Source organism: Pseudomonas vancouverensis (assembly GCF_004348895.1).
Taxonomy (GTDB): domain Bacteria; phylum Pseudomonadota; class Gammaproteobacteria; order Pseudomonadales; family Pseudomonadaceae; genus Aquipseudomonas; species Aquipseudomonas vancouverensis.
The window spans coordinates 62,634-87,489 of the sequence record NZ_RRZK01000027.1 but is presented as its reverse complement, the minus strand read 5'-3'; the positions used below and the strand labels follow the sequence as shown (position 1 = coordinate 87,489).

Here is a 24,856-nt window from a genome sequence, read left to right as displayed (position 1 = left end):
AAAGCGGGGATACATCAAGTGGAATCTGTATGTCGTGAGGCCGGTATCAAGATTTCTTGATGTGAGGGCGGGGAGGCCGGCTGATCCTCCCCGCTGGCGTCTGGTTTACATCCGCGCCAACGCCTGCGCCAGATCCGCGCGCAGATCCTCCACGTCTTCGACGCCGACGGACAACCGCACCAGGCCATCACCAATGCCCAGTTCCGCCCGGGTCGCCGGTGGGATGGTGGCGTGGGTCATGATCGCCGGGTGTTCGATCAGGCTTTCCACGCCGCCCAGGCTTTCGGCCAGGGCGAAGATCTGCACGTTTTCGAGGAAACGCTTGGCCCCGGCCAGGTCGCTGTTGAGGTCCAGGGAAATCATCCCGCCGAAGCCGTGCATCTGTCGCTTGGCCAGTTCGTGTTGCGGGTGCGACGGCAGGCCGGGGTAGTAGACCCGCGCCACTTGCGGCTGTTGTTCCAGCCATTGCGCCAGCGCCAGGGCGTTGCTGCTGTGGCGTTCCATGCGCAGCGCCAGGGTTTTCACCCCGCGCAAAGTGAGGAAGGCGTCGAACGGGCCGGCAATGGCGCCGACGGCGTTTTGCAAAAAGCCCAGGCGTTCGGCCAGTGCCGGATTCTGCCCGACCACGGCTATGCCGCCGATCACGTCGGAGTGGCCGTTGAGGTACTTGGTGGTCGAGTGCAGGACGATGTCGAAGCCCAGTTCCAGCGGCCGTTGCGTCCAGGGGCTGGCGAAGGTGTTGTCGGCCACGCAAATGATTCCGCGGGCACGGCAGGTGCGGGCGATGGCGGCCAGGTCCGTCAGGCGCAACAGCGGATTGCTCGGGGTTTCGACCATGACCATGCGCGTGTCGTCCTGCAACGCCGCTTCGAAGGCCGACAGGTCGGTCAGGTCGACGAAGCTGAAACGATGCCCGGCACTGCGCTGGCGAACCTTGTCGAACAGGCGGAAGGTGCCGCCATACAGGTCGTTGCCGGAAACGATGTGCGAGCCGGCATCAAGCAACTCCAACACCGTGGAAATGGTCGCCAGCCCCGAGGCGAAGGCGAACGCCTGGCTGCCACCTTCCAGATCCGCCACGCAGCGTTCCAGGGCAAAGCGCGTCGGGTTGTGCGAGCGCCCGTAATCGAAGCCCTTGTGCACGCCGGGGCTCTGTTGCAGGTAGGTCGAGTTGGCATAGATCGGCGGCATCAGCGCCCCGGTGGTCGGGTCCGGCACCTGCCCGGCATGGATCACCCGGGTGGCAAAACCCTGGGGCGGGGCGGTTTTATCGCGTTGACTCATGGCAGGGATCTCCGCAAATGGTTGAGCATGTCGGTTCGGGTTATCAGGCCATGGAAGCCCGAGGCGTCCTGGATGATCGCCACCAGGCCGCGGCCCAGCTCGGCTTCCAGTTCCGCCAAAGTCGCACTTGGTGGCAGGGTTTGCAGTTTGTCGGTCATGTGGCTGGCCACGGTCTTGCGAAAGAGTGCAGCGTCTTCGTGCACACCCAGCAGGATGTCGGATTCGTCGATCACCCCGACCAGCTGTTGACCCTTGACCAGCACCGGCAATTGCGAGACGTCGGCCAGGCGCATGCGCTGGAAGGCGGTGAGCAGGGTGTCGTCGGGGCCGACGCTGATCACCCGGCCATCCTCGAAACGCCGCGCGATCAGGTCGCGCAAATCGCCGTAGTGTTTGGGCCGCAACAGGCCCTGATCGTTCATCCACTGATCGTTGTAGACCTTCGACAGATAACGCGTACCGGTGTCGCAGACAAAGCTGACCACGCGTTTCGGCGTGGTCTGTTCACGGCAGTAGCGCAGCGCCGCCGCGAGCAGGGTGCCGGTGGACGAGCCGCCGAGAATGCCTTCGGCACGCAGCAGTTGCCGGGCGTGATCGAAGCTCTCTTCATCGCTGATCGAGTAGGCGTGACGCACACTGGACAGGTCGGCAATCGACGGGATGAAGTCTTCGCCTATGCCTTCCACGGCCCATGAACCGGGGGTGGGCAGGGTGCCGCTGCGGCTGTATTCAGCCATTACCGAACCGACCGGGTCGGCAAGGACCATTTCCAGGTCCGGTTGCACCCGCTGGAAGAAACGGGTCAACCCGGTCAGGGTGCCGGCCGAACCGACGCCAACCACGATGGCGTCGACATCATGCTGGGTTTGCGCCCAGATCTCCGGCGCCGTGCTGCATTCGTGGGCCAGGGGGTTGGCCGGGTTGTTGAACTGGTCGGCGAAAAACGCATCGGGAATGCCTTGGGCCAGACGCGCCGCGACGTCCTGGTAATACTCGGGATGGCCCTTGCCGACGTCGGATCGGCTGATGTGCACCTCGGCGCCCATGGCCTTGAGGTGCAGGACTTTTTCCGTGGACATCTTGTCCGGCACCACCAGCACCACCCGGTAGCCCTTGGCGCGGCCGACCAGGGCCAGGCCCAGTCCGGTGTTGCCGGCGGTGGCTTCGACGATGGTGCCGCCGGGTTTGAGGCGGCCGTCGCGCTCGGCGGCGTCGATCATCGCCAGGCCGATGCGGTCCTTGATCGAGCCGCCGGGGTTCTGTGATTCGAGTTTGAGAAACAGCGTGCAGAGGCCGGTATCGAATCGGCTGACGCGTACCAGGGGAGTGTTGCCGATCAGTTCGAGTACGGCAGGGCGGGAATTTTCAGGCATGTCGTCACTTCCTTGCGCAAATTCGCACTGGGTGGACTGCAACCTGTGGCACGCCATCGGGCATCCATCACAGGCCTCGCTAGGACCATAGGCCCGGATCAGGTCTGCCGCAACCTTGTGCGGCCAGCCGGTCGCCTCGACGCTTTTTCCTCGCCAGCGACCACAAAAAACATAATTTCGCTAATCCCCGGCTCCGAACAGAATGCGGCCAACACCCTGACACCGATAGCCGCAACACAAGAACAACAGTGATCAGCCTCGAGGCGGCAGCCATGACCGACCTGAATCAAACCAACTTTCAGAAGTGCACAGCCATGACCGTTGATAAAACCGAAATCGATACGCTTGTTGTAGGCGCCGGCCAGGCCGGCGTGGCCGTGAGTGAACACCTGAGCAAACTGGGCGTGCCGCATCTGGTGCTGGAGCGTAACCGTATCGCCGAAGCCTGGCGCACCGGTCGCTGGGATTCGCTGGTGGCCAACGGTCCGGCATGGCATGACCGCTTCCCTGGGCTTGAATTCGAAGGCCTGGACCCGGACGGCTTTGCCGGCAAGGAGCAGGTGGCACAGTACTTCGAAGCCTATGCCCGGCAGTTCAATGCACCGATCCGTACCGGCGTCGAAGTCAGGAAGGTGGAGCGCAACATCGGTCGTCGCGGCTTTACTGTGGAAACCTCCGAAGGCGTGATTTGCGCCAACAACCTGGTGGTTGCCACCGGTCCGTTCCAGCGGCCATCCATTCCACCGATTGCCCCGGACATTGCCGGCATCACCCAGATTCACTCTGCGCAGTACTTCAACCCGCAACAACTGGCCGAAGGCGCGGTGCTGGTGGTGGGCGCCGGTTCGTCGGGGGTGCAGATCGCCGATGAACTGCAACGTTCCGGCAAACAGGTGTACCTCTCGGTCGGTGCCCATGACCGTCCACCGCGTGCCTACCGCAACCGTGATTTTTGCTGGTGGCTGGGCGTGCTCGGCGAGTGGGATGCCGAGGCCATGCAGCCGGGCAAGGAACACGTGACCATCGCTGTGAGCGGTGCCCGTGGCGGCCACACCGTGGACTTCCGTCGCCTGGCCCATCAGGGCATGACCCTGGTCGGTCTGACCCAGTCGTTCGATGGCGCCGTGGTGAGCTTCGAGAACAACCTGGCCGACAACATCCGCCGTGGCGACGAGAACTACCTGGCGCTGCTCGACAAGGCCGATGCCTATATCGAAAGCAATGGCCTCGACCTGCCGCTGGAACCCGAAGCGCGCGTCATGCTCGCCGATCCGGACTGTGTGACAAATCCGATCCTGGAACTCGACCTGCTCAAGGCCGGTGTCACCACCATCATCTGGGCCACCGGCTACACCACCGATTACAGCTGGCTGAAAGTCGATGCCTTCAAGGACAACGGCAAGCCCCAGCACCAGCGCGGTGTGTCCGCCGAGCCGGGCGTCTATTTCGTCGGCCTGCCGTGGCAGTCCCGCCGTGGCTCCGCATTCATCTGGGGTGTTTGGCACGACGCCAAGCACATCGCCGATCACATCATCAAACAGCGCACTTATCACACTTACCGGGATGCGACCCAGCGTCAGGCTGAGGCCGCCCGTTCCACTCTGCCGAAAGCCAGCCTCATGGGAGTTCGTTGATGCCTACTCATACCCGCATCCGCATGTTCAACACCAAAGACACCTACCCGAACCAGACGCTCGACAACGACCTGTGCCAGGCCGTGCGCGCCGGCAACACCGTGTACGTACGCGGTCAGGTCGGCACGGATTTCGAGGGCCGGCTGGTCGGCCTCGGTGATCCGCGGGCCCAGGCCGAACAGGCCATGCGCAACGTCAAGCAGTTGCTGGAAGAGGCCGGCAGCGACCTGAGCCACATCGTCAAGACCACCACCTACCTGACCGACCCGCGCTATCGCGAGCCGGTCTATCAGGAAGTCGGCAAGTGGCTCAAAGGCGTGTTCCCGATTTCCACCGGCCTGGTGGTCAGCGCCCTCGGCCAGCCGCAGTGGCTGATGGAAATCGATGTGATCGCGGTTATCCCGGAATAAGGAATTCAGCATGACGTTCTCCATCGTGGGTCGCTGCGCCGAGACCGGCCAGTTGGGCATTGCCATCAGTTCGTCGAGTATTGCCGTCGGTGCACGCTGCCCTTGGCTGCGTGCCGGTGTCGGTGCGGTGTCGAGCCAGAACATCACGTTGCCGGCCTTGGGCCCGCTCATCCTCGATGAGTTGGCCGAAGGGCTGACCCCACCCCAGGCGCTGGACCGTGCCTTGACCCGCAATGGCTACAGTCAGTATCGCCAGGTGGCGGTGGTCGATGCCCAGGGGCGTACGGCGGTGTTCAGCGGCAACCATGCGCTGGGCACCCACAACGCCCTGGCCGGTGAGCAATGCGTGGCGGCCGGCAATTTGTTGGCCAACAGTGGCGTGATCGAAGCCATGGTCGCTGCGTTCGAGCACAGCGAAGGCTGCCTCGCCACGCGTTTGATGAGCGCCTTGCAGGCCGGGCAGGACGCCGGCGGTGAAGCCGGTGCGGTGCATTCGGCGGCGCTGTCGGTGGTCGGCGAACTGACCTGGCCGATCGTCGACCTGCGGGTGGACTGGGCCGAGGAAAATCCGATCGGCGAGCTGGGCAAACTGTGGCAAGCCTATGAGCCGCAATTGCAGGACTACCTGACTCGCGCTCTCAATCCAACCCTGGCACCGGCCTATGGAGTGCCCGGCGATGAGTGAGCTGCGCAGTCGTGCCTTGCTCGAGCGCTTGATCGGGTTCGCCACGGTCAGCCGCGATTCGAACCTCGAACTGATCGAGTACGTGCGCGACTACCTGCACGACTTGGGCGTGGACTGCGAGTTGATCTACAACGCCGAGCGGACCAAGGCCAACCTGTTGGCCACGGTCGGCCCGCGTGTGGCCGGCGGCATCGTGCTGTCCGGGCACACCGACGTGGTGCCGGTGGACGGGCAGGCCTGGACGGTCGAGCCGTTTCGCCTGAGCGAGGCCGACGGCAAGCTGTTCGGGCGGGGCACGGCGGACATGAAGGGCTATCTGGCCTCGGTGCTGGCGGCGGTGCCGATGTTCTTGGCTAGCCCGTTGCGCCGTCCGGTGCACCTGGCATTTTCCTATGACGAGGAAGTCGGCTGCCTCGGCGTGCGCGGTTTGCTGGAGGTGTTGCCGCAACGCATTCCTGCGCCGGCCATGTGCCTGATCGGCGAGCCCACCGAACTCAAGCCGGTGCTTGGACACAAGGGCAAACTGGCGATGCGCTGCCATGTGCGCGGCGCCGCCTGTCATTCGGCCTACGCGCCTTACGGGGTCAATGCCATTGAGCAGGCTGCGCGCCTGATCAATCGGCTGGGGGATATCGGCACCACCCTGGCCCGGCCGAATCTGCACGACACGCGCTTCGATCCGGCATTTTCCACGGTGCAGGTCGGGGTGATCCAGGGCGGCACAGCGCTGAACATAGTCCCGGCCGATTGCCGTTTCGATTTCGAGATCCGCGCCTTGCCGGACTTCAGCCCGCAAGTGGTGGTCGACGAGCTGCAGGATTACGCCGAGCAGACTTTGCTGCCATTGATGCAGGCGGTAGATAGCAACACCGCGATCCGCTTTGAAAAAATTTCCGCCTACCCGGGCCTGGCGACACCTGCCGACAGCGCCGCGGCGCAACTGCTCGCTCACCTGTGCGGCAACGACGAGTTCAGCACCGTGGCTTTCGGCACTGAAGGCGGGTTGTTCGATCAGGTCGGCATTCCTTCTGTGGTTTGCGGACCCGGCAGCATGGATCAGGGGCACAAGCCCGACGAATTCGTCAGCGTCGAACAGATGGCGGCCTGTGATCGCCTGATGGATCGCCTGGCCGCTTACCTGAGTGACAACGAACACCCATAACAACAATGGGCCTCAGGCCCGAGGAACAACCCATGTCCAGATCCTTGCGTTGCAGCGTGCCGTTTGCCCTGGCGTTCTTGAGTGCCAGCGTGTGGGCGGCGCCCCAGGACCTCACCGTGATTTCCTTCGGTGGTGCTACCAAGCAGGCCCAGGAAAAGGCGTACTTCCAGCCCTTCAATGCCAGCGGCGCAGGGAACATCATCGCCGGCGAGTACAACGGCGAACTGTCGAAGATCAAGGCGATGGTCTCGGCCGGGCACACCAGTTGGGACGTGGTGGAAGTGGAGAGCCCCGAGCTGCTGCGTGGCTGCGAGGAAGGGCTGTTCGAGAAGCTCGACCCGGGTCGCTTCGGTGACGCGGCGAACTTCGTGCCCGGCGCATTGACCGAATGCGGCGTGGCCACTTACGTCTGGTCAATGGTCATGGCCTACGACCAGAGCAAGCAGGCCAAGGCGCCGCAGTCCTGGGCGGATTTCTGGAATGTCGCCGACTTCCCGGGCAAGCGCGGCCTGCGTAAAAGCGCCAAGTACACCCTGGAAATCGCCTTGCTCGCCGACGGAGTCAAGGCTGATGAGGTGTACAAGGTCTTGAGCACGCCACAAGGCGTGACCCGGGCCTTTGCCAAGCTCGACCAGATCAAGTCGAACATCCAGTGGTGGGAGGCCGGCGCGCAACCGGCGCAGTGGCTGGTGGCCGGGGATGTGGTGATGAGCGCGGCCTACAACGGACGGATCGCTTCGGCGCAGAAGGAAGGCATGAAACTGAGCATCGTCTGGCCACAAAGCCTGTACGACCCGGAATACTGGGCGGTGGTCAAAGGCACCCCGAACAAGGCCCTGGCGGAAAACTTCATCGCCTTCGCCAGCCAGCCGCAGACGCAAAAAGTCTTCTCGGAGAACATTCCCTACGGTCCGGTACACCGCCAGACCCTGCCGCTGCTGCCCAAGGACGTGCAGGAACAACTGCCGACCGCCGAAGCCAACCTCGCCGGGGCGCAGGCGGTGGACGCCGAGTTCTGGGTCGACCACGGCGAAGAACTGGAACAGCGCTTCAATGCCTGGGCGGCACGCTGATGCAGACACCGCCCTCACTGTAGGAGCGAGCATGCTCGCGATGAGGACTTTACATCCAGCATCTTCGCTGGCTGATCCATCGCTATCGCGAGCAGGCTCGCTCCTACAGTAGTCCAGGTCGTACGCAAAATCGGTGGGCAACGTTGAAACCTGTGGGAGCGAGCTTGCTCGCGATGAGGCCGGTAAATCCGCCATTTACGTTGGTCGGGTTGAAATGTTTGTGTCACACGGGATGGCCGTTTGTCGGGTCTATGGTTATGCTCAGCGAGTTTGCCAATGACAATGATAAACAACCACAGTGAAACCATGAGCCAATCCGACACGCGTGCGACTGTTCTAGCGCTGTACCCAGAAGACTCCCGCGAGGCGGCGGCACTGCTCAAGCAAGCCGTGCCGCTGATGGTTCGTCACAACATTCCGCCCAATCCGGTGCATTACGCGCTGTGGTACACCTACAGCAAGGGCCAGGAACCGGAGCTCAACCGGCACCTGGACCGGGTCGTCAACGACTTCGATTACTTCCCGCCGGAGTCGGCGACCAAACTGTTCCGCGAATACATCATCCGCGATGAGCTGGCCGACGCCCGTGCCGGACAGCAGGACGCGATCAACCTGGTTGACGACATGGAGCGCGATGTCTCGCGCAGCGTGAAGGGCAATCAGAAATTCCAGGCCAGCCTCGGTCAATACCTGCAGATGCTCGAAGAGCCGGCCAGCGAGCGCTTGCCGAGCATCCTCACGCAACTGCAAAAGAGCACCCAGCTGATGCAGGGTCAGCAGGAGCACTTTCTCGCGCAACTGCAGAGCGCCCAGCGGGAAATCAAAAGCCTGCGCGACAAGCTTGAGCGTGCGCAACTGGCGGCGACCCTCGACGGCCTGACCGAGCTGCTCAACCGCACCACCTTCAATCGCAAGCTCGAGCAGGCGATGAATGACGCCGCGAACGGCGTCGCCCTGGTGATGCTGGATATCGACCACTTCAAACAGTTCAACGACCAGTACGGCCACCACTTGGGCGACCGCGTGTTGCAGCATGTCGCCCAGGTGCTGCGCGACTCGCTGCCCGAAGAAGCCTTCGCCGCACGCTATGGCGGTGAAGAGTTTTGCGTGGTGCTCAGGAACTGCGTGGACCTGAGCGCCGCCTGCGCCTTTGCCGAGAAACTGCGGCAGAAGGTGCAGTCGCTACGGGTCAAGGCACGGGGCACCGACACCGTGCTCGACACCATCACCGCGTCCTTCGGCGTGGCTCAGGTGCAAGCAGCCGACACCCCGGAAAGCCTGCTGACCCGGGCCGACGATGCGCTGTATCAAGCCAAGCGCAACGGACGCAACCAGGTACGTCGATAACCCGACGTACCGGCTGGCGCGTCATCCGCCAAGAATGAAGTACACCTTGCGCACCGTCGTGAGGTTTTCCCAGGTGCCCTTGAAGCCGCTGGCCACCACGAACGAATCCCCCGCGCCAAAGGTGCGGCTGGTGCCATCGGCATCGGTCAGGCGCACCGTGCCTTCGAGAATGTGGCACAGCTCATCGTAATCACACGCGCAGCGCTCCAGATGTGGGCCGGCCTCCCAGATGCCGGCCACGGCGTTTTTCTCCGGCGCCACAAAGTGCCGCCAGCTGTGGCTGCGATAGGGCGTGTCGACCAGGGCAGGGTCGTTGACATCGGTTGCGCGGGGCGCCAGCTCAGGGTTGGCGAAGTCGATGACGTGACGGGGCAGGGCTGTGGACATGGGGCTCTCCGGATCAGGAATCGAAACCGATGCCGAAGGCATCGAAGGTCTTGAGCAGTGCGTTGCGGTGACCGTCGCGGTCCTCCCGTGCCAGGGAGCGTTGCGCCAGTTTCACGCCGACGTAACGCAAGGGCTCGGGCGGGAAGCGAAACGGTGCCTTGGAAGTCATCTGCAAGCGGGTGCGTTCGGTGCGCTCGCCGTCCAGAAGATCGAGCATGTTCAGTGCGGCGAACCGGCTGGCGGACACCCCTTGCCCGGTGAAGCCCAGGGCATAGGCGACGCGGCCCTGATGTTCGGTCCCGGTGAAGAGCGTGGTGCGCGCCGAGGTGTCGATGATGCCGCCCCAGGCATGGCTGAAACGCACATCGCGCAGCGCCGGAAAAGCCTGCTGGAACTGCTCGGCCAGGCGCCGGAAACTTTCCGGGCGCTGAGTCAGGGCTTCGTCGCGGCGGCCACCGAAGTGGTAGATCGCATCGAAGCCGGCCCAGAGCATGCGGTTGTCGGCGGTCTTGCGCAGGTAGTGGAACTGGTTGCCGGCATCGGCGATGCCGTAGCGTCCGGTCCAGCCGATGGCCGCCAGTTGTTCATCGCTCAGTGGTTCGGTCACTAGCGAATAGTCGTAGACCGGGATCACGCTCGACGCCAGATGCCCGAGCAACGGTGGGGCAATGTTGGTGGCGAGGGCGACCTTGCCGGCGATCACCTCGCCCTCGGCCGTACGCAGGAGCAAGTGGTCGCGGTGGGCCTCGAGTTTTTGCACCGGGCTGTTTTCGAACAGGGCAATACCTTGCTCAAGGCAGACACGGCGCAGCTCGGCAGCCATTTTTGCCGGGTTGAGCAGGGCGTAATTGGGTTCAAATACGCCGGCCACATAGGCCGGCGAATCGAGTTTCTGCGCCAGCGCGCTGCCCTCCAGCCACTCGCACTCGATGCCGAAGCGTGCGTAGTTGCGCTGCATAGCGCGTAGGCCGTCGACCTGCCACGGTTGGGTGGCGACGTTGAGTTTGCCCGCGCGTTCGAACTCGACCTGCATGCCGTAGTGCTGCACGTCGGCCGCCAGCTCGTCGAGGTTCTGCCGACCCAGGCGGATCAGCTGTTGCGCTTCATCCGGCCAGCGCTTGAGTGCATTGGACACGCCATGGGAAATGCTCGGCGCGCAGAAGCCGCCATTGCGCCCACTGGCCTCGCCACCACAGCGCCGCGCTTCGATGATGGCGATGCGTAAACCAGGCTGGCGTTGGCGGGCCTGCAGGGCCGTCCACAGTCCGGTAAACCCACCGCCGACCACCACCAGATCGAACTGCAGTTTGCCACTGAGGGGCGCTGCCGCGGGTGGCGGTGTGACGGTGTCCTGCCAGTAGGGATGGGGCAGGACGTTATCGAGCGAATCAAGGCGCGGTGGGGCATTCATGCTGAAACTCCGGCGGTGTGACGGGCAGCGACGATTGCGTTCGGTTGCCCGACGGTTTTTGTTGTTATGGCTAGAGCGCGAGTATGGCTTGGGCGGCAAGGTCAGTGCCGCGGGTCGCCTGCATGCGCTCGCTGAACGCTTGCAGGCGTTGTTGCATGGCCTGATCCGCCAGCAACTGTTCCAGCGCTGCGGGCAGGGCGGCCAAGGGATCGGCAAAGCGCGGCAGGTAACGACCGACGCCGGTTTCCTCGGCGCGGGCGGCGTTGTCGTGGCCGTCCCAGCAATACGGGATGATCACCGACGGCAGGCCGAAATACAGCGCTTCGCAGAAGCTGTTGTTGCCGCCGTGGTGGATGAACAGGTCGCATTCCTTGAGCACTGCCGGCTGGGCAAACCAGCTGTCGAGGTACACGTTGTCCGGAACCGTGGTGTACATGTCGCGGTAGGCGCCGACATTGACCAGGAAGCGATAGGGCAAGGTCGACAGGGTGTCGATCAGGCGTTTCATCATGCCGGTGTCGGCGGCGCCGAGACTGCCGAAGCTGAGGTAGATCAGCGGCGCGTCATTGTGGCGTGGAAAGTGCGGGACGATGTACGGCGCCTCGCGACGCACGCAACCGTCGAGGTAGACGTAGCGTTGCGGGTCCAGCGCTTGTTCGCGCTCATAACGCACCGGCGTCGGTGACAGCAGCAGGTTGAGGTACGGCGAATCGGTGAGGAACTGTCCCGGCGGGCACGGCGGCGTGCCGTTACTGGCGAGAAACTGTGAAAAGCGTTCATGGGCCGGTTTGACGGCCTTGAGGTACTGCTCGGTGTAGCGCGCGCAGGCCTCGCTATCGCTGGCCAGCACGCCGGACAGATAGGGCGGGACCCGGGCATCCGGCAGTTCGGTTTCGGCGCAGGAGACCATGCGCACCCAGGGGCAGCCGGCATTGACGATGGCCGGGAACAGCACCACGTTGTCGAGCACGATGACGTCGGGCTTGAGTCGAGTGAGCAACTGCTGCAAGGGTTTTTCCGCCTCGATGGCGGTGTCGATGATGGCTTCCCAGGCGGGTGCCACGTAACTGTCGATCTGCGCCAGCGGCGTCTGGTCGAAGTAGGGAATGCTGCGCTCGATGAAGCGCTCCCAGTAGTGCTGGTGTTCCGCCGCCGACAACGGGCTCACCTGCGGAATCGGGTACTCGTCGAAACCGTATTCGGCGAACAACCCCTGAAAATGTTCATGACAGATGAATACCGGTTTGGCACCCAGCGCACGCAGCGACTGAGCGATACCAATGCAGTTCAACGCCGCACCGAAACTGGCTTCGGGAAACAGGGCGATCAGTTTTTGTTTTTGCATGGCAAGGCACTGTCCATGGCGGGGAAGACCCGCCGCTCCTGAAGGTGTTTTTGATGCTGTCTTATTTTCAAAAAAAAATCATCATGTTTTTACGCGGCGCTTAGCGTCGCCCAAACGGATGACTTTGCGGGATGCCGCGGTTGGCGGTTTGCGGGCGTTGCGCGGCACTCAAGCGCAGGTGCAGGCGCAGCAAGTCGGCGGCGATCTCCATCTGTCCGCGTTCGATCTGCGCAATGATTTGCAGGTGTTCGCGCAGGGCTTCCTGCAGGCGATGCACGCTGACCGAGGGCAGCAGGTTCGGCAGGCGGCGCAGGCCTTGATGCTGCAGCAGGGCATCACTGATGAAGCGGTTGCCGCAGCTTTGCGCCAGCAGCTCGTGGAAGCTGATGTCGAGTTCGCGGAACTGCTGGATATCGAAATCTTCCACCGGCGTTGCGAGCAAGTCCTGCATGGCGCTGCGCAACAGGGCGAGGCGTTGCGGGTCGGCATTGAAGCTCGGGCTGAGCAGCGCTTCAGGTTCGAGAATCAGACGGAATTTCAGGCTTTCTTCAAGGGCGGCGAGGCTGTTCAGCGACGGGCGAAACAGCCAGGACTGGCCCGGCCCGCGCTCGATCGCCTGGCTTTCGGTCAGTTGCTGCAAGGCCTTTTGCGCGGCCGGGCGGCCGATGTCGTAGCGACGCATCAGCTCGCTGATGCTGATGCTCTCGCCCAGGCGTCCGGCCATGCGATCGCGCAACACCGAATTGGCCAGTTCCTCTTCTTCGGCCTGGGGCAGGGCGGCGTTGAACACCTGCCCGGCGGGCGATGCCAGCAGGCTGTAACCCTTGCCGGCTTCATGGCTGAGCAGGTTTTCTTCCAAAAGCACTTTCAGCGCGCCGCGAATCAGCGTACGCGAGACCTGGAAGGTCCGCGCCAATGCCTGTTCGGCCAGCGGATCGCCGGCCACCAGGCCGCTTTCCTGGGTGTGTTCGAGGATGCGACGGGCCAGTTCGAGGTGGTTGGTGCGCGGCTTTTTTTCGGCTGTTGTGCTCAAGCGTGTGTTCTCGTCGGTGATCCGCAGTGGGACTCAGGGGCTCATTTTATGCCAAGCGCCGACAAAGCGTGAGGCAGTAAGAAAAGCGTTGACATCTTTCGATACTGGTCCTAATTTCTAAAAAAAAACACCAGTAATCGTTTCTCGTTTTGCCGTACTGCCTTCGAACACAACAATAAACAATCGTCGGGTGAGTATTTATGAGCAAGCTGAATGATCTTCTGTGCGTCGGGTTGGCCGTTTCCCTGGCGATCGCTTCACAAACCGCAAGTGCGAAAGACATGGTGATTTCCATCTGGGACGGCTATATGGCCCCGGATGCGCTGGAGAAGTTCAAGGCCGCCAGCGGCGTCGACGTCGACAAGGCGTTGCACGCGACCAACGAGGAAATCATGGGCAAGCTCATGGCGTCCGGCGGTGAAGGCTACGACGTGGTGTTCGTCTCTTCGCCCTTCGCCGAAGTCCTGCACAAGCAGGGCCTGTTGGCCGACATCGATCCGGTCAAAGTCCCCAACCTGAAAAACCTCTATCCCGAAGCCACCTCCCTGGAATACGACAAGGGCAACCATTTCTCGGTCCCTTACACCTGGGGCACCACCGGCATCTGCTACCGCTCCGATCTGGTCACGCCGGCGCCGCAGAGCTGGAACGAACTGCTCAACCCGAGCGATACCCTCAAGGGCAAGGTGACCATGCTCGCCACCGACCGCTGGATGCTCGGTGCCGGCTTCCTCGCCAAGGGCTGGTCGGTCAACGACAGTGATCCCAAGCAGATTGCCGCCGTTCGCGATCAACTGATCGCCACCAAGAAACGCATCCTCGCCTTCGACGACACGACCTTCTACTCCAAGCTCGCCTCCGGCGAATCGCTGATGGCCCATGCCTGGGACGGCTGGTGCAACTACGGCACCCAGGCCAACGCGGCGATCAAGTTCGTGGTACCGAAAGAGGGCTCCGACCTGTGGGTGGACACCATGGTCGTGCTCAAAAGCAGCAAGCACCAGGAGGAAGCCTTCAAGTTCGTCAACTTCATGTTGGCCAAGGAAAACCACGTCTGGGTCGCTGAAAACATCCTCTACAAAATCCCCAACCAGGCTGCCATGGCCGGGCTCTCCGCGGACCTGCTCAAGCAGTACCCGAACCTGACCATCGCCCCGAGCGAGTTGGTGAAGATGGAGCAACTGCGCGATCTGGGCGGCACCACGCAGAAGGCCTACACCCGCGCCGTCACCGAAATCATGGCGGCGCAGAACTAACGCCGCATCGATTCGAGGCATGCCCGGCATGCCTCGCCACGCTCGCAAGCCGCCTCTGTCCTGAGGCGGGAGGATAGGGTTAATGAGTGCTTTGCATGCTGACAGGCGTCTGTCGGCCTGGCTTCTTGCGCCCGGCTTCGGCTGGCTGCTGATGTTCCTGGTGGTGCCTTGCCTGCTGGTGCTGGTCTACAGCTTCGTCGAACGCGGTGCCTACGGCGGTATCGACTGGCTGTTCACCTGGGAAAACTACCAGCGCGCGTTTGATCCGCTGTACCTGGGCATCCTGCTCAAGTCGGCAAAAATCGCCGGGCTCGCCACGGTCTTTGCCGTATTGATCGGCTACCCCGCAGCCTATGCGATTGCCCGGGCACCACGGCGGCGTCAGGCGGTGTTCCTGTTCCTGGTGATGCTGCCGTTCTGGAGCAACTACCTGATCCGCACCTACGCCTGGATCGTCCTGCTCAACCGTGAAGGTTTGATCAACCGCGTACTGCAGATGTTCGGTTACAGCGGTGAGCCCATCAGCCTGTTGTACACCGAGTCGTCGGTGGTGCTGGGGCTGGTCTACAACTACATCCCCTTTGTGATCCTGGCGATCTTCTCTTCGCTGTCGCGCATCAACAACGAACTCTGGGACGCCTCCAGGGACCTCGGCGCCTCGGGCTGGATGACCTTCCGTCGGATCATCCTGCCGCTCAGCGTGCCCGGCATCGCCGCCGGTGCGGTGTTTGTCTTCGTGCTCAGCATCGGCAACTTCATCACCGCCGACCTGCTCGGCGGCAAGCAGGTGCAGATGGTCGGCAACCTGATCTATTCGCAGTTCCTCACGGCGCGGGACTGGCCGTTTGGCGCGGCGCTGAGCTTCTTCCTGATCGCGATCATGCTGATCCTGCTGTTTATCCAGGCCCTGGTGGCCCGTCGTGCAGAAGGGGCGCGCTCATGAATCAGCCACGTTCGGTCAGCGGCACCGTGCTGAGTTCACACCTGGGGCTGGTGTATGCCTTCCTTTATATACCGATCCTGGTGTTGATCCTGCTCTCGTTCAACAAGTCCGGCCTGCCCACCGCCTGGGGTGGCGTATCGCTGAAGTGGTACGCGGCACTGGCCAACAACACGGCGATTTTGTCGGCGGCGCTCAACACCCTGATCGTGGCGTTGTCGGCGACCTTCATTGCCTGCGTGCTCGGCACCTTGCTCGCGCTGGGCATCGAGTTGCGCCGCAAGGACAACCACAAGGGCCAGGTGGTCGACACCTTGCTGATGGCGCCGATGATCATCCCCGACATCGTCCTGGCGATTGCCCTTTTGAGTTTCTTCAACCTGCTCAAGGTCGGCCTGGGCCTGCACTCGATCATCATCAGTCACGCGGTGTTCAACATTGCCTTTGTCTGCGCCGTGGTGCGCACGCGGCTCAAGCACTTCGACTACTCGATTCTCGAAGCGTCCATCGACCTCGGTGCCGGCTGGTTCACCACGCTGCGCCGGGTGCTGCTGCCGGTGATCTTCCCCGGTGTGCTGGCCGGTGGACTGCTCTCGTTCACCCTGTCGGTGGACGAATTCATCATCGCCTTTTTCAACTCGGGCTCCGGCCAGGCTTCGACCACTTTGCCCATGCAGATCTACGCCATGATCCGCTTCGGCGTGACCCCGGAAATCAACGCTCTGGCGACGCTGGTGATGCTGGTCAGCATCACCGCGCTGCTGGCTTCGCAGCGTCTCAACAAGGCTCCTCGCACCCATGAATAATTCTTCTGCGGTACTGATCCTGGACAAGGTCAGCAAGTCGTATGGCAACGGTCTGGCGGTCAACGAGGTGTCGCTGAGCATCCGCGAGAACGAGTTCTTTGCGCTGCTCGGGCCCTCCGGTTGCGGCAAGACCACGCTGCTGCGCATGCTCGCCGGTTTCGAAACCCCCAGCGCCGGTTGCATCTACCTGGACGGCAACGACATCTCGCCGTTGCCGGCCAACAAGCGTCCGTTGAACCTGATGTTCCAGTCCTACGCGCTGTTCCCCAACATGACCGTGCGCAAGAACATCGCCTACGGTCTGGAAATGGAGCGCCTGCCTGAAGCGGAGATTCGCCGTCGGGTCGATGACGTCCTGAGCACCGCGCAACTGGGCGAACTGGCCGAGCGCAAGCCTGATCAATTGTCCGGTGGTCAACGCCAGCGCGTGGCCTTGGCGCGGGCGCTGGTCAAGCGTCCCCGGGTGTTGTTGCTCGACGAACCCCTGGGCGCTCTCGACAAAAAGCTGCGGGAAAAGATGCAACTGGAACTCAAGCGCCTGCAACACGAAAGCGGCATCACCTTCATCATCGTCACCCACGACCAGGAAGAAGCTCTGGTCATGTCCGACCGCATGGCGGTGCTCGACGGCGGCAAGGTCTGCCAGTGCGGTAGCCCCACCGAGTTGTACGAGAACCCCAATAGCCGCTTTGTCGCCAACTTCATCGGTGTCAGCAACCTGCTCGAAGGCGTGCGCTCGGGGCCGAACAGCGTGCGGGTCAGCGGCCAGGAGTTGCGCGTTGAAACCGACGCGCCGCTGATCACCGCCCAACCGGTAGCCGTGGTCGTGCGTCCTGAACGTTTGCAGGTGCTGACGGAGCAGGGCAGTGACTGCGACAACCAGGTCACCGGCACTATCGTCGAAGTCGCCTACCACGGCCTCGACACCAACCTGCACGTGGAGACCGCGCTCAGCGACAAACCGCTGATCGTGCGCGTGCCGTCGTCCCAGTTTGAATTCGCCCATTTTGCAATCGACACGACCATCCGGCTGGGCTGGCAGGCCCGGCATGCCCGCGTACTGACGCGCTGAACAATAAAAAGACCAGGCAGGAGCAGCACTCGATGAAACAGAAAGTGATCGCATTCTTTCCGGAAGCCGCCTATGGCCCGGCGCTCAATTCAGTCGGCATCGCCCAGGCGTGCGAAGCCCTCGGCCACAAGGCGGTGTTCCTCACCGACCCGGGCATGAGTGGTGTCTACGCCGGTTATGGCTTTGAGGAGCACATGGTGAACATGTCGGCGCCGATGCCGGCCGAAGAAATGGCCCGCTACTGGGTCGACTTCATCAACGGGCACATTCCGAATTTTCGCAAGACGCCGCTGGAGCAGATCGACAACTACGTCAAGGAGTGCTGGGCGGCCATCGTCGAAACCGCGAAGTGGGCGCAAAAGGACCTGCCGGCGGTGCTGGACAAGGTCAAGCCCGACCTGATCTGCGTCGACAACGTGATCCTGTTCCCGGCGATCAAGCAATATGGCAAGCCGTGGGTGCGGATCATTTCCTGCTCGGAAAACGAGATCGAAGACCCGGACATCCCGCCACACCTGTCGGGCATGAGCATCGACGACAAGGCCGGCCACGCGCAATTCCGCCAGCGTTTCGAGGAAGTGGTCGGGCCGATTCACGAAGACTTCAATCAGTTCCTCCAGGCCCACGGTGAGGAACCCTATCCACTGGGCACCTTCTTTGAAGCTTCGCCGTACATGAACCTGCTGCTGTACCCCGATGCAGTGAAGTTCGACCGCCGTCATCCGCTGCCGCCTGAGCGTTTCCATTACCTGCAAGGTTGCGTGCGTCACGACACACCCTACGAGATTCCACAGTTCCGCGCGCACAACGACGAGCCATTGCTGTACGCCAGTTTCGGCAGCCTCGGTTCCGGCGACGTCGAGTTGCTCAAGCGTCTGATCGACGCGGTAGGCAAGCTGCCGTACCGCGCATTGTTCAACGTCGGCGAGCACCTCGACGAGTACCCGGACCTGCCGGACAACGTGCAGATCTCCAATTGGTTCCCGCAGCCTTCGGTGATTGCCCAGGTCGATGCAGTGATCCACCACGGTGGCAACAACAGCTTCACAGAGTGCCTGTTCTTCGGCAAACCGGCGATTGTCATGTCCTACGTCTGGGACGGCCACGACAACGCCATGCGCGCCGAAGAGAGCGGCCACGGCTTCAAGCTCGACCGTTACGAATGGACCGAAGCGCAGCTGGCGGAAAAACTCGCCGCCTGCCTCAACGACGAAGCGATGCGCCTGCGCCTGCAGCGCACCAGCGCGCAGATGCAATCACGCAAGGGGCCGCAAGACGCGGCGACGATTCTCGACAAGGTGCTCAACGATGCCTGATGCAAACACCACGGCGGGTATCACGCCGTACCTCGAAAATGTCAGCAGTCGCACCGACCTGGTGGACTGGGGCGTGCAGAGCGACGCCGTCGAAGGCGTCTCGCATTCCAGCGGGCGCCTGCTGTTCAAGGGACCGAACAACAGCCCGGAAACCGGCTTGTGGGTGTGCACCCCGGGGCGCTGGCGCCTGTCGATCCCTCGAGACGAGCTGTGCCATTTCCTCGCCGGGCATGCGATTTACCGCAACGACAACGGCGAAGTGATTGAAGTGCGGCCCAACACCCTGGTGCTGCTCCCCGCGGGCTGGACCGGTGAATGCGAGGTCCGCGAGACCCTGCGCAACGTGTACATGCTGGCCTGAGCCAGATGGCGAACATTAAAAAACGAGACCTGTGGGAGCGAGCTTGCTCGCGATGGCGCAACAACATTCAGCATCGATGTTGACTGACCCGTCGCAATCGCGAGCAAGCTCGCTCCCACAAGGATCGTGGTGTTTTAACGATTACCTGATTGGCAATGGGCCAACTGATTTTTTGGAGAAATTGTAATGACTACCCCGTTTCTGTACGACCCGCTGAGCATTACCGACGTCAAGGACTGGGGCGTGATCCCTACCATGCTCGAAGGCGAATCCCGCGTCAGCGGCGTGGTGCTGCACAAAGGCCCGGAAGGCCAATCCGAGTGCGGCATCTGGATCTGCACCCCGGGCAAGTGGTTCTGCCACGTCACCAGCGACGAGTTCTGCCACTTCCTCGAAGGCCGCTGCACCTACGTTCACGAGTCGGGCGAGGTGATCGAGATCAAGCCGGACACCGCCGCCTTCTTCGCCAAGGACTGGAAGGGTGTGTGCACCGTCCACGAGACCATCAAAAAGGTCTACATGATCCGGTGAACGCCATGACTGATGCACTGGCCTCATTGCCAACCCGTGAAGCCCAGCGCGCCACCTTTCTGGCCCGCGCGGGGCACGCCGTAACCACGCTGATCGCCTTGCCGGCGGATGCCTCGAGCCGCCGCTATTTCCGCCTGGAGGGCGCCGGGCTGTTGCTGATGGATTCGCCACCCCACAGCGAACCCATCGGTCCGTTCGTGCAGATCGCCCGGCAATTGCAGGCGCTGGGCTTATCCGCGCCGGCCTTGCTGGCGGTGGATGAAGCAGCGGGGCTGGCGCTGATCGAGGACTTCGGTCACGACACCTATACCCGGCTGCTCGCGGCCGGGCATGGCGAGGCGCCGTTGTATCAGCTGGCGGTAGACACCCTGGTGGCGTTGCATGGCGCAGCGCCCGCCACGGATGTGGCGCCTTATGACGCTGAGCGGCTGGCCGACGAATACGCACTATTCATCGACTGGTACGTGCCCTTGCTGATCGGCAAGGACGCGGCGCTGGCCCTGCGTGACGAGTACCTGTCGCTGTTCGCCGATGCCTGTCGCGACGTTGGCAAACGTCGTGAAGCACTGGTGCTGCGCGACTTTCATGTCGACAACCTGATGCTGCTGCCCGGCCGCGAAGGTGTCGCGGCCTGTGGCTTGCTGGATTTTCAGGATGCCCTGATCGGCGCAGCCGCCTACGACCTGATGTCGCTGCTTGAAGACGCCCGTCGTGATGTGCCCGATGCGCTACGCGCCGAGCTGATCACCCGTTACCTGACCCAGCGCCCGACGTTCGACGCCCTGCGCTTTCTTGAAGATTACCGCTGCCTGGCCGCGCAACGTCACGCCAAGGTGCTGGGGATTTTCGTACGCCTGGCAGGGCGTGACGGCAAGCACGGTTACCTCGCGCACCTGCCGCGCACCCTCGGGCTGTTTGTCCGCGCACTGCAAGCCGAGGCCTTTGCGCCGCTACGCGAATGGCTCGACCGGCACGTGCCGGGCTGGCATGACGAGCTGCCTGCCGAGACCCTGGCGATGTTGCGCCAAACCCCTTATCGATTGGTTCAAGGATCTTCCCATGGCCACCTTCAACACTGACACCGCATTGCGCTTCATCAACCCCGAATTCTTGCCGTTGAGCGCAGGTCGCGTGCGCGAAGTGCAGGACCCTGCGACCCTGCAGGCCGTCGGCCAGGTTGGCCTGTGTGCCGAGGCGGACGTGCAGGCGGCCATCGACGCCGCCACCGCCGCGCAACAGCAATGGCGACTGGTCGATGCGAAAAGCCGCGCCGCGCGTCTGCATCAACTGGCCAATGCCATCGAGCAGAACGTCGCGGTCAACCGCGAAGTTGCCCGCCTGATGACCCTGGAAATGGGCAAGCCGTTTCCCGAGGCCATGGGTGAGCTCGCCAACTGCGCGCCGATTTTCCGCTACTACGCGGAAATGGCCCGGGACGATGCCGGCAAGGTCGCCGGCACCACCCAGATCGGTTCGTTCCAGCATGTGCGTTATGAGCCCTACGGCGTCAGCGTGCACATCATGCCGTTCAACTTCCCGATCCTGCTGATGTGCTGGACAGTCGCTGCTTCACTGGCGGCGGGCAACGCCTGCATCATCAAGCCGGCGGAAGCCACGACCCTGTGCACTCTCAAGTTCATGGAGCATTTTGTTGCGCTGCTGCCGGGGTTGGTGTCCTGTGTGCCGGGCGATGCGACGACCGCACAGCAATTGGTGCAATCGGCCCAGACCCACGCGGTTGCCTTCACCGGCAGTGTGGCGGCGGGCAAGGCGGTGGCCGTGGCTTGCGCCGAACGAATGAAACCCTGCGTGATCGAGGCCGGTGGCAGTGATCCGTTGATCATTTCCAGACACGCCCCCCTGGACGTTGCGGCGGCGGGAGCGGTGACGGCGGCGTTCCACCTCAGCGGGCAGATCTGCACCTCGGCCGAGCGCTTCTATGTGGTCGACGAGATCCACGACGAGTTCGTGGCGAAGTTCGCTGAGCGCACCCGTGCCCTGCGTATCGGTCATGGCCTGGAACGCTCGGAAATCGGGCCGATGGTCAGCGAGGCGGCGCGCAACAAGGTCATGCGCCTGGTCGATGACGCCGTGGCCAAGGGCGCGACCGTGGTCTGCGGCGGACGGATTCCACCGGCGCACACTGTGGGTTGGTTCTATGAACCGACCATCCTCACCGGCGTGACCGCTGACATGGCGATTCTGCAGGAAGAGTGTTTTGGTCCGGTGGCCGCGATCTGCCGAGTTGCGGATTTCGACGAAGCGGTACGCCAGGCCAACGACTCACCGTTCGGCCTCGGCGCTTCGTTGTTTTCCACTGACCTGGCCGAAGCCATGGAAGCCGCCGAGCGGCTTGAAGCGGGCATGGTCTGGGTCAACAACCCGCTGATCGACAACGATGCGCTGCCGTTCGGTGGCTGGAAGATGTCGGGCCTGGGGCGTGAACTGGGACGGCAGGGACTTGAAGCATTCCGTCGCTCGAAGATGGTCATCATCGATCACCAGCCAAAGATTCAGGATTGGTGGTACCCCTATGCCGACGACGTGTTCTACCGCGACCCGGCCTGACGCGGGCATGCCAACAGGAGCATCGCGATGAGCGACAACAATGGCTGGCCCACCCTGGCGGTAATTCTCGCGGCGGGGCAGGGCAAACGCATGGGTTCGCCGCTGCCCAAGGTCCTGCACCGGGTGGCTGACAAGCCGCTGCTCGGGCATGTGCTAGCGGCGGTCGAGGCGGCTTGCATCGAAGAACGTGCGGTGGTCCTCGGCGCCGGTGGCGAACAGGTTGCCGGGTACCTGCAACAGGCTGCGCCGAACACGCAGTTGTTCACCCAGCATGAACAACTGGGCACCGCCCATGCGCTGCTCGCGGCCCGGCCTGCATTGGCGGCCCTTGAAAACGGTTATGTGCTGGTGCTGTTCGGCGATTCGCCGCTGATCACTGCACAGACCTTGCACCGTTTGCGGCGGGCGCTGATCGACGGCGCAGCAGTGGCGGTGGCGGGTTTTCACACCCAGCAACCGGGGCCCTATGGACGCTTGCTGGTAGAACACGGACGCTTGCTGGCGATCCGCGAAGCCAAGGACGCCAGCCCGCAGGAACTGGACATCAACTTCTGCAACGGCGGCGTCATGGGGTTGCGCGCTGACACTTGTCTGCAATTGCTGGACCGCATCGGTAACCGGAATGCCCAGGGCGAGTACTACCTCACCGATGTGGTGGCGCTGGCCAACGATGCGGGGTTGCCGGTCACGGCAGTGGAAGTGGATGAAATCGACGTGCTCGGGGTCAATGATCCCGCGCAATTGCAAGCTGCCGAGCGGTTGTATCAACAGCGTCGGCGGCGCCGGATAAAGGAGTGTCCCGTGGGGGATTATCAGCGCTTGTACATCGGTGGGCAGTGGGTTGCACCGACGCATCGCGGGGTGTTCGATACGCTTGATCCGAGCGACGAATCGGTGCTGGCCCGGGTCGCCGCCGCCACCTTCGAGGACGTCGACCGGGCGGTAGAAGCAGCGCGTTCGGCGTTCGATGAAGGGGATTGGCCACGCTGGACCGGCACGCAACGGGCCGTCGTGTTGCGCCGGATTGCCGAGGGCATTCGTGCGCGGCAGGACGAACTGGCCGCCATCGAAGTGCGCGACAACGGCAAGCCGTTGCCGGAAGCACTGTGGGACATCGCCGACACCGCCGGCTGTTTCGACTTCTACGCCGGCCTTGCCGAACAGTCGGACCAGCACAGCGAACAGGACATCGACCTGCCGGATGCGCGCTTTGCCTCATCGGTGGTCAAGGAGCCCGTCGGCGTGGTGGCCGCGATCATTCCGTGGAACTTCCCGATGCTGATGGCTTCGTGGAAAGTCGCCCCGGCACTGGCAGCCGGTTGCACCCTGGTGCTCAAACCGTCGGAATTGACACCCTTGACCGCCCTGGAACTGGCTGACATCGCCGACAAGGCCGGCTTGCCGGCCGGGGTGCTGAACGTGATCACCGGCATGGGCCGCGAGGCAGGCGCGCCTTTGGCCAAGCACCCCTATGTCGACAAGGTGGCCTTCACCGGCAGTGTGCCGACCGGGCGCACGATCATGCAGGCCGCAGCAAACGACATCAAAAACATCAGCCTGGAACTGGGCGGCAAATCGCCGTTCGTGATCTTCGCCGACAGCGACCTCGACGCCGCCGTCGAGTGGATTCTGTTCGGGATTTTCTGGAACCAGGGACAAGTCTGCTCGGCCACCTCGCGGGTGCTGGTGGAGCGGGCGTTGTACCCGGCATTGTTGGAACGGCTGATTGCCGCCACCGAACAGATCCAGATCGGCCAGGGTTTCGAAGAGGGGGTCAAGCTCGGCCCGCTGGTCAGTCAGGGACAACTGGACAAGGTGCTGGCGGCCATCGCTGCGGGTCAGGAGGAGGGTGCACGGCTGGTCAGCGGCGGTGTGCGTCCGCGGGAACTGGAAAAGGGCTATTACCTGACCCCGGCGATTTTTGCCGATGTGCCCGAAGACAGTTCGGTCTGGCGCGAGGAGATCTTCGGCCCGGTGGTGTGCCTGCGGCCCTTCGACACGGAAGCCGAGGCGATCCGCCAGGCCAACGATTCACCGTTCGGCCTGGCAGCGGCCGTCATGTCCCGGGATATTCCGCGTTGCGAACGGGTAGCGCGTAGATTTCGCGCCGGCATCGTCTGGGTCAATTGCTCGCAACCCACCTTCGTCGAAGCGCCGTGGGGCGGCTACAAGCAGAGCGGCATCGGCCGTGAGCTGGGCGAGTGGGGTTACAACAGCTACCTGGAAACCAAGCAGATCACCCGCTACAACGGCGAACCCTGGGGCTGGTACCTGAAGTGAGTTGATGCTGAAAAGGCCTGCCGGCAATCGCGGCAGGTCTTTTTTCAAGTTTTTTCGCTGAAAGGAACTGATACACATTCCTGACGTCGAAGCCTTTACGGGCGGTGCAGGCGTCGTGGGGTGATGCCTCTGCGTTGGAGCGCTCGACGTTGGCTTTCGAGCCGGGAGAACGCGATGGCGAAGCAGACGATGATCAAATTCTTTGCAGCGTACCTGACTGCCTGCGTCCTGCTGCAATGGGGCGTGGCCCAGGCGTCGCCGTGGATTGCTTCCCACGTTTTGCTCAAATGGATTCTATAAGGCTGCGGCGATAGCGTTAGCTCAGCCTCGATAACCTCAGCACCGCAAGGGTGCGAATGATCTGCCTGCTCACTACCTGAATGTTCTCCCCCCGCGACCCACCCTGGACGTAGCAACTGTGGGAGCAAACATGCCCGCGATGGCAGCGTGGAAGGCGCCGAATTTACCGACTGGTGCGCCGTCATCGTGGATAAGGCCGGCACAGGTTTCAACGATATTGAAATCGTGGGAAAAAAGTCGCCCGAACCACTTGGGTCATCAGATGTGCAGCTTCGGTCAGCT

At 62.7% G+C, this 24,856-nt stretch carries 23 protein-coding genes and 1 pseudogene; 18 read left to right on the top strand and 6 right to left on the bottom strand.

Going from position 1 to position 24,856, the window contains the following annotated elements; translation table 11 throughout:
* Nucleotides 1–105: 105 nt before the first annotated feature.
* Both EIY72_RS18780 and EIY72_RS18775 read right to left on the bottom strand, forming a co-directional pair.
* Nucleotides 106–1,284: a trans-sulfuration enzyme family protein gene (locus EIY72_RS18780; RefSeq protein WP_093223282.1), complete on the bottom strand. Its 1,179-nt coding sequence runs from the start codon at nucleotides 1,282–1,284 to the stop codon at nucleotides 106–108.
* Nucleotides 1,281–2,657, bottom strand: a complete 1,377-nt coding sequence (locus EIY72_RS18775) for a pyridoxal-phosphate dependent enzyme (protein ID WP_093223279.1) — start codon at nucleotides 2,655–2,657, stop codon at nucleotides 1,281–1,283. Before EIY72_RS18775 ends, EIY72_RS18780 begins: the two co-directional genes overlap by 4 nt.
* A gap of 272 nt (nucleotides 2,658–2,929) precedes the next feature.
* Between EIY72_RS18775 and EIY72_RS18770 the strand changes: the two genes are divergently transcribed.
* From EIY72_RS18770 to EIY72_RS18745, 6 genes are all read left to right on the top strand, one after another.
* Nucleotides 2,930–4,291 carry a flavin-containing monooxygenase gene (locus tag EIY72_RS18770; RefSeq protein WP_197678841.1) on the top strand — a complete coding sequence of 454 codons (1,362 nt, stop codon included), beginning with the start codon at nucleotides 2,930–2,932 and terminating at the stop codon, nucleotides 4,289–4,291.
* The gene (locus EIY72_RS18765) at nucleotides 4,291–4,701 is read left to right on the top strand and encodes a RidA family protein (protein ID WP_093223276.1); all 411 of its coding nucleotides are present in this window, start codon (nucleotides 4,291–4,293) and stop codon (nucleotides 4,699–4,701) included. Before EIY72_RS18770 ends, EIY72_RS18765 begins: the two co-directional genes overlap by 1 nt.
* Before the next feature lie 10 nt (nucleotides 4,702–4,711).
* Entirely contained in the window at nucleotides 4,712–5,386 is a 675-nt protein-coding gene (locus EIY72_RS18760) for a DUF1028 domain-containing protein (RefSeq protein WP_093223273.1), read from the top strand.
* On the top strand, nucleotides 5,379–6,548 hold the full coding sequence (gene argE / locus EIY72_RS18755; protein ID WP_093223269.1) for an acetylornithine deacetylase: 1,170 nt from the start codon (nucleotides 5,379–5,381) through the stop codon (nucleotides 6,546–6,548). Before EIY72_RS18760 ends, argE begins: the two co-directional genes overlap by 8 nt.
* 32 nt (nucleotides 6,549–6,580) lie before the next feature.
* Nucleotides 6,581–7,621: an ABC transporter substrate-binding protein gene (locus EIY72_RS18750; RefSeq protein ID WP_093223266.1), complete on the top strand. Its 1,041-nt coding sequence runs from the start codon at nucleotides 6,581–6,583 to the stop codon at nucleotides 7,619–7,621.
* 306 nt (nucleotides 7,622–7,927) lie between these two features.
* Nucleotides 7,928–8,968 (top strand): GGDEF domain-containing protein, encoded by a 1,041-nt coding sequence (locus EIY72_RS18745; RefSeq protein WP_231985599.1) that lies wholly within the window; start codon nucleotides 7,928–7,930, stop codon nucleotides 8,966–8,968.
* A 21-nt stretch (nucleotides 8,969–8,989) separates the two neighbouring features.
* Here the strand turns inward: EIY72_RS18745 and EIY72_RS18740 are convergent, their stop codons facing one another.
* From EIY72_RS18740 to EIY72_RS18725, 4 genes are all read right to left on the bottom strand, one after another.
* Entirely contained in the window at nucleotides 8,990–9,355 is a 366-nt protein-coding gene (locus EIY72_RS18740) for a cupin domain-containing protein (protein WP_093223260.1), read from the bottom strand.
* A gap of 13 nt (nucleotides 9,356–9,368) precedes the next feature.
* Nucleotides 9,369–10,766: an NAD(P)/FAD-dependent oxidoreductase gene (locus EIY72_RS18735; RefSeq protein ID WP_093223257.1), complete on the bottom strand. Its 1,398-nt coding sequence runs from the start codon at nucleotides 10,764–10,766 to the stop codon at nucleotides 9,369–9,371.
* Between the two features lie 70 nt (nucleotides 10,767–10,836).
* The gene (locus EIY72_RS18730; RefSeq protein WP_093223254.1) at nucleotides 10,837–12,111 is read right to left on the bottom strand and encodes a nucleotide disphospho-sugar-binding domain-containing protein; all 1,275 of its coding nucleotides are present in this window, start codon (nucleotides 12,109–12,111) and stop codon (nucleotides 10,837–10,839) included.
* Between the two features lie 100 nt (nucleotides 12,112–12,211).
* Entirely contained in the window at nucleotides 12,212–13,144 is a 933-nt protein-coding gene (locus EIY72_RS18725) for a GntR family transcriptional regulator (RefSeq protein WP_093223249.1), read from the bottom strand.
* Between the two features lie 200 nt (nucleotides 13,145–13,344).
* Between EIY72_RS18725 and EIY72_RS18720 the strand changes: the two genes are divergently transcribed.
* From EIY72_RS18720 to EIY72_RS30215, 12 genes and pseudogenes are all read left to right on the top strand, one after another.
* Nucleotides 13,345–14,400, top strand: a complete 1,056-nt coding sequence (locus EIY72_RS18720; RefSeq protein WP_093223244.1) for a polyamine ABC transporter substrate-binding protein — start codon at nucleotides 13,345–13,347, stop codon at nucleotides 14,398–14,400.
* A gap of 82 nt (nucleotides 14,401–14,482) precedes the next feature.
* The gene (locus EIY72_RS18715; RefSeq protein ID WP_093223241.1) at nucleotides 14,483–15,343 is read left to right on the top strand and encodes an ABC transporter permease; all 861 of its coding nucleotides are present in this window, start codon (nucleotides 14,483–14,485) and stop codon (nucleotides 15,341–15,343) included.
* On the top strand, nucleotides 15,340–16,146 hold the full coding sequence (locus EIY72_RS18710; RefSeq protein WP_093223238.1) for an ABC transporter permease: 807 nt from the start codon (nucleotides 15,340–15,342) through the stop codon (nucleotides 16,144–16,146). Before EIY72_RS18715 ends, EIY72_RS18710 begins: the two co-directional genes overlap by 4 nt.
* A complete protein-coding gene (locus tag EIY72_RS18705; RefSeq protein ID WP_093223236.1) occupies nucleotides 16,139–17,218 on the top strand; it encodes an ABC transporter ATP-binding protein in 1,080 nt (359 codons plus the stop codon). The genes EIY72_RS18710 and EIY72_RS18705 overlap by 8 nt, the downstream gene beginning before the upstream one ends.
* Nucleotides 17,219–17,250: 32 nt before the next feature.
* A complete protein-coding gene (locus EIY72_RS18700) occupies nucleotides 17,251–18,534 on the top strand; it encodes a nucleotide disphospho-sugar-binding domain-containing protein (RefSeq protein ID WP_093223234.1) in 1,284 nt (427 codons plus the stop codon).
* Entirely contained in the window at nucleotides 18,527–18,895 is a 369-nt protein-coding gene (locus tag EIY72_RS18695; RefSeq protein WP_093223231.1) for a cupin domain-containing protein, read from the top strand. Before EIY72_RS18700 ends, EIY72_RS18695 begins: the two co-directional genes overlap by 8 nt.
* Nucleotides 18,896–19,081: 186 nt before the next feature.
* On the top strand, nucleotides 19,082–19,426 hold the full coding sequence (locus EIY72_RS18690; protein ID WP_093223229.1) for a cupin domain-containing protein: 345 nt from the start codon (nucleotides 19,082–19,084) through the stop codon (nucleotides 19,424–19,426).
* A 5-nt stretch (nucleotides 19,427–19,431) separates the two neighbouring features.
* On the top strand, nucleotides 19,432–20,505 hold the full coding sequence (locus EIY72_RS18685; RefSeq protein WP_093223226.1) for an aminoglycoside phosphotransferase family protein: 1,074 nt from the start codon (nucleotides 19,432–19,434) through the stop codon (nucleotides 20,503–20,505).
* On the top strand, nucleotides 20,486–21,994 hold the full coding sequence (locus EIY72_RS18680; protein ID WP_093223223.1) for an aldehyde dehydrogenase family protein: 1,509 nt from the start codon (nucleotides 20,486–20,488) through the stop codon (nucleotides 21,992–21,994). The genes EIY72_RS18685 and EIY72_RS18680 overlap by 20 nt, the downstream gene beginning before the upstream one ends.
* A 27-nt stretch (nucleotides 21,995–22,021) precedes the next feature.
* Nucleotides 22,022–22,480 (top strand): annotated as a pseudogene (locus EIY72_RS30150) (NTP transferase domain-containing protein); the annotation flags it as partial.
* 315 nt (nucleotides 22,481–22,795) lie between these two features.
* Complete coding sequence (locus tag EIY72_RS18675; RefSeq protein WP_231985598.1) at nucleotides 22,796–24,274, top strand: aldehyde dehydrogenase family protein; 1,479 nt, start codon at nucleotides 22,796–22,798, stop codon at nucleotides 24,272–24,274.
* Between the two features lie 174 nt (nucleotides 24,275–24,448).
* Nucleotides 24,449–24,574 carry a hypothetical protein gene (locus EIY72_RS30215; RefSeq protein ID WP_269457310.1) on the top strand — a complete coding sequence of 42 codons (126 nt, stop codon included), beginning with the start codon at nucleotides 24,449–24,451 and terminating at the stop codon, nucleotides 24,572–24,574.
* The last annotated feature ends 282 nt before the right edge of the window (nucleotides 24,575–24,856 follow it).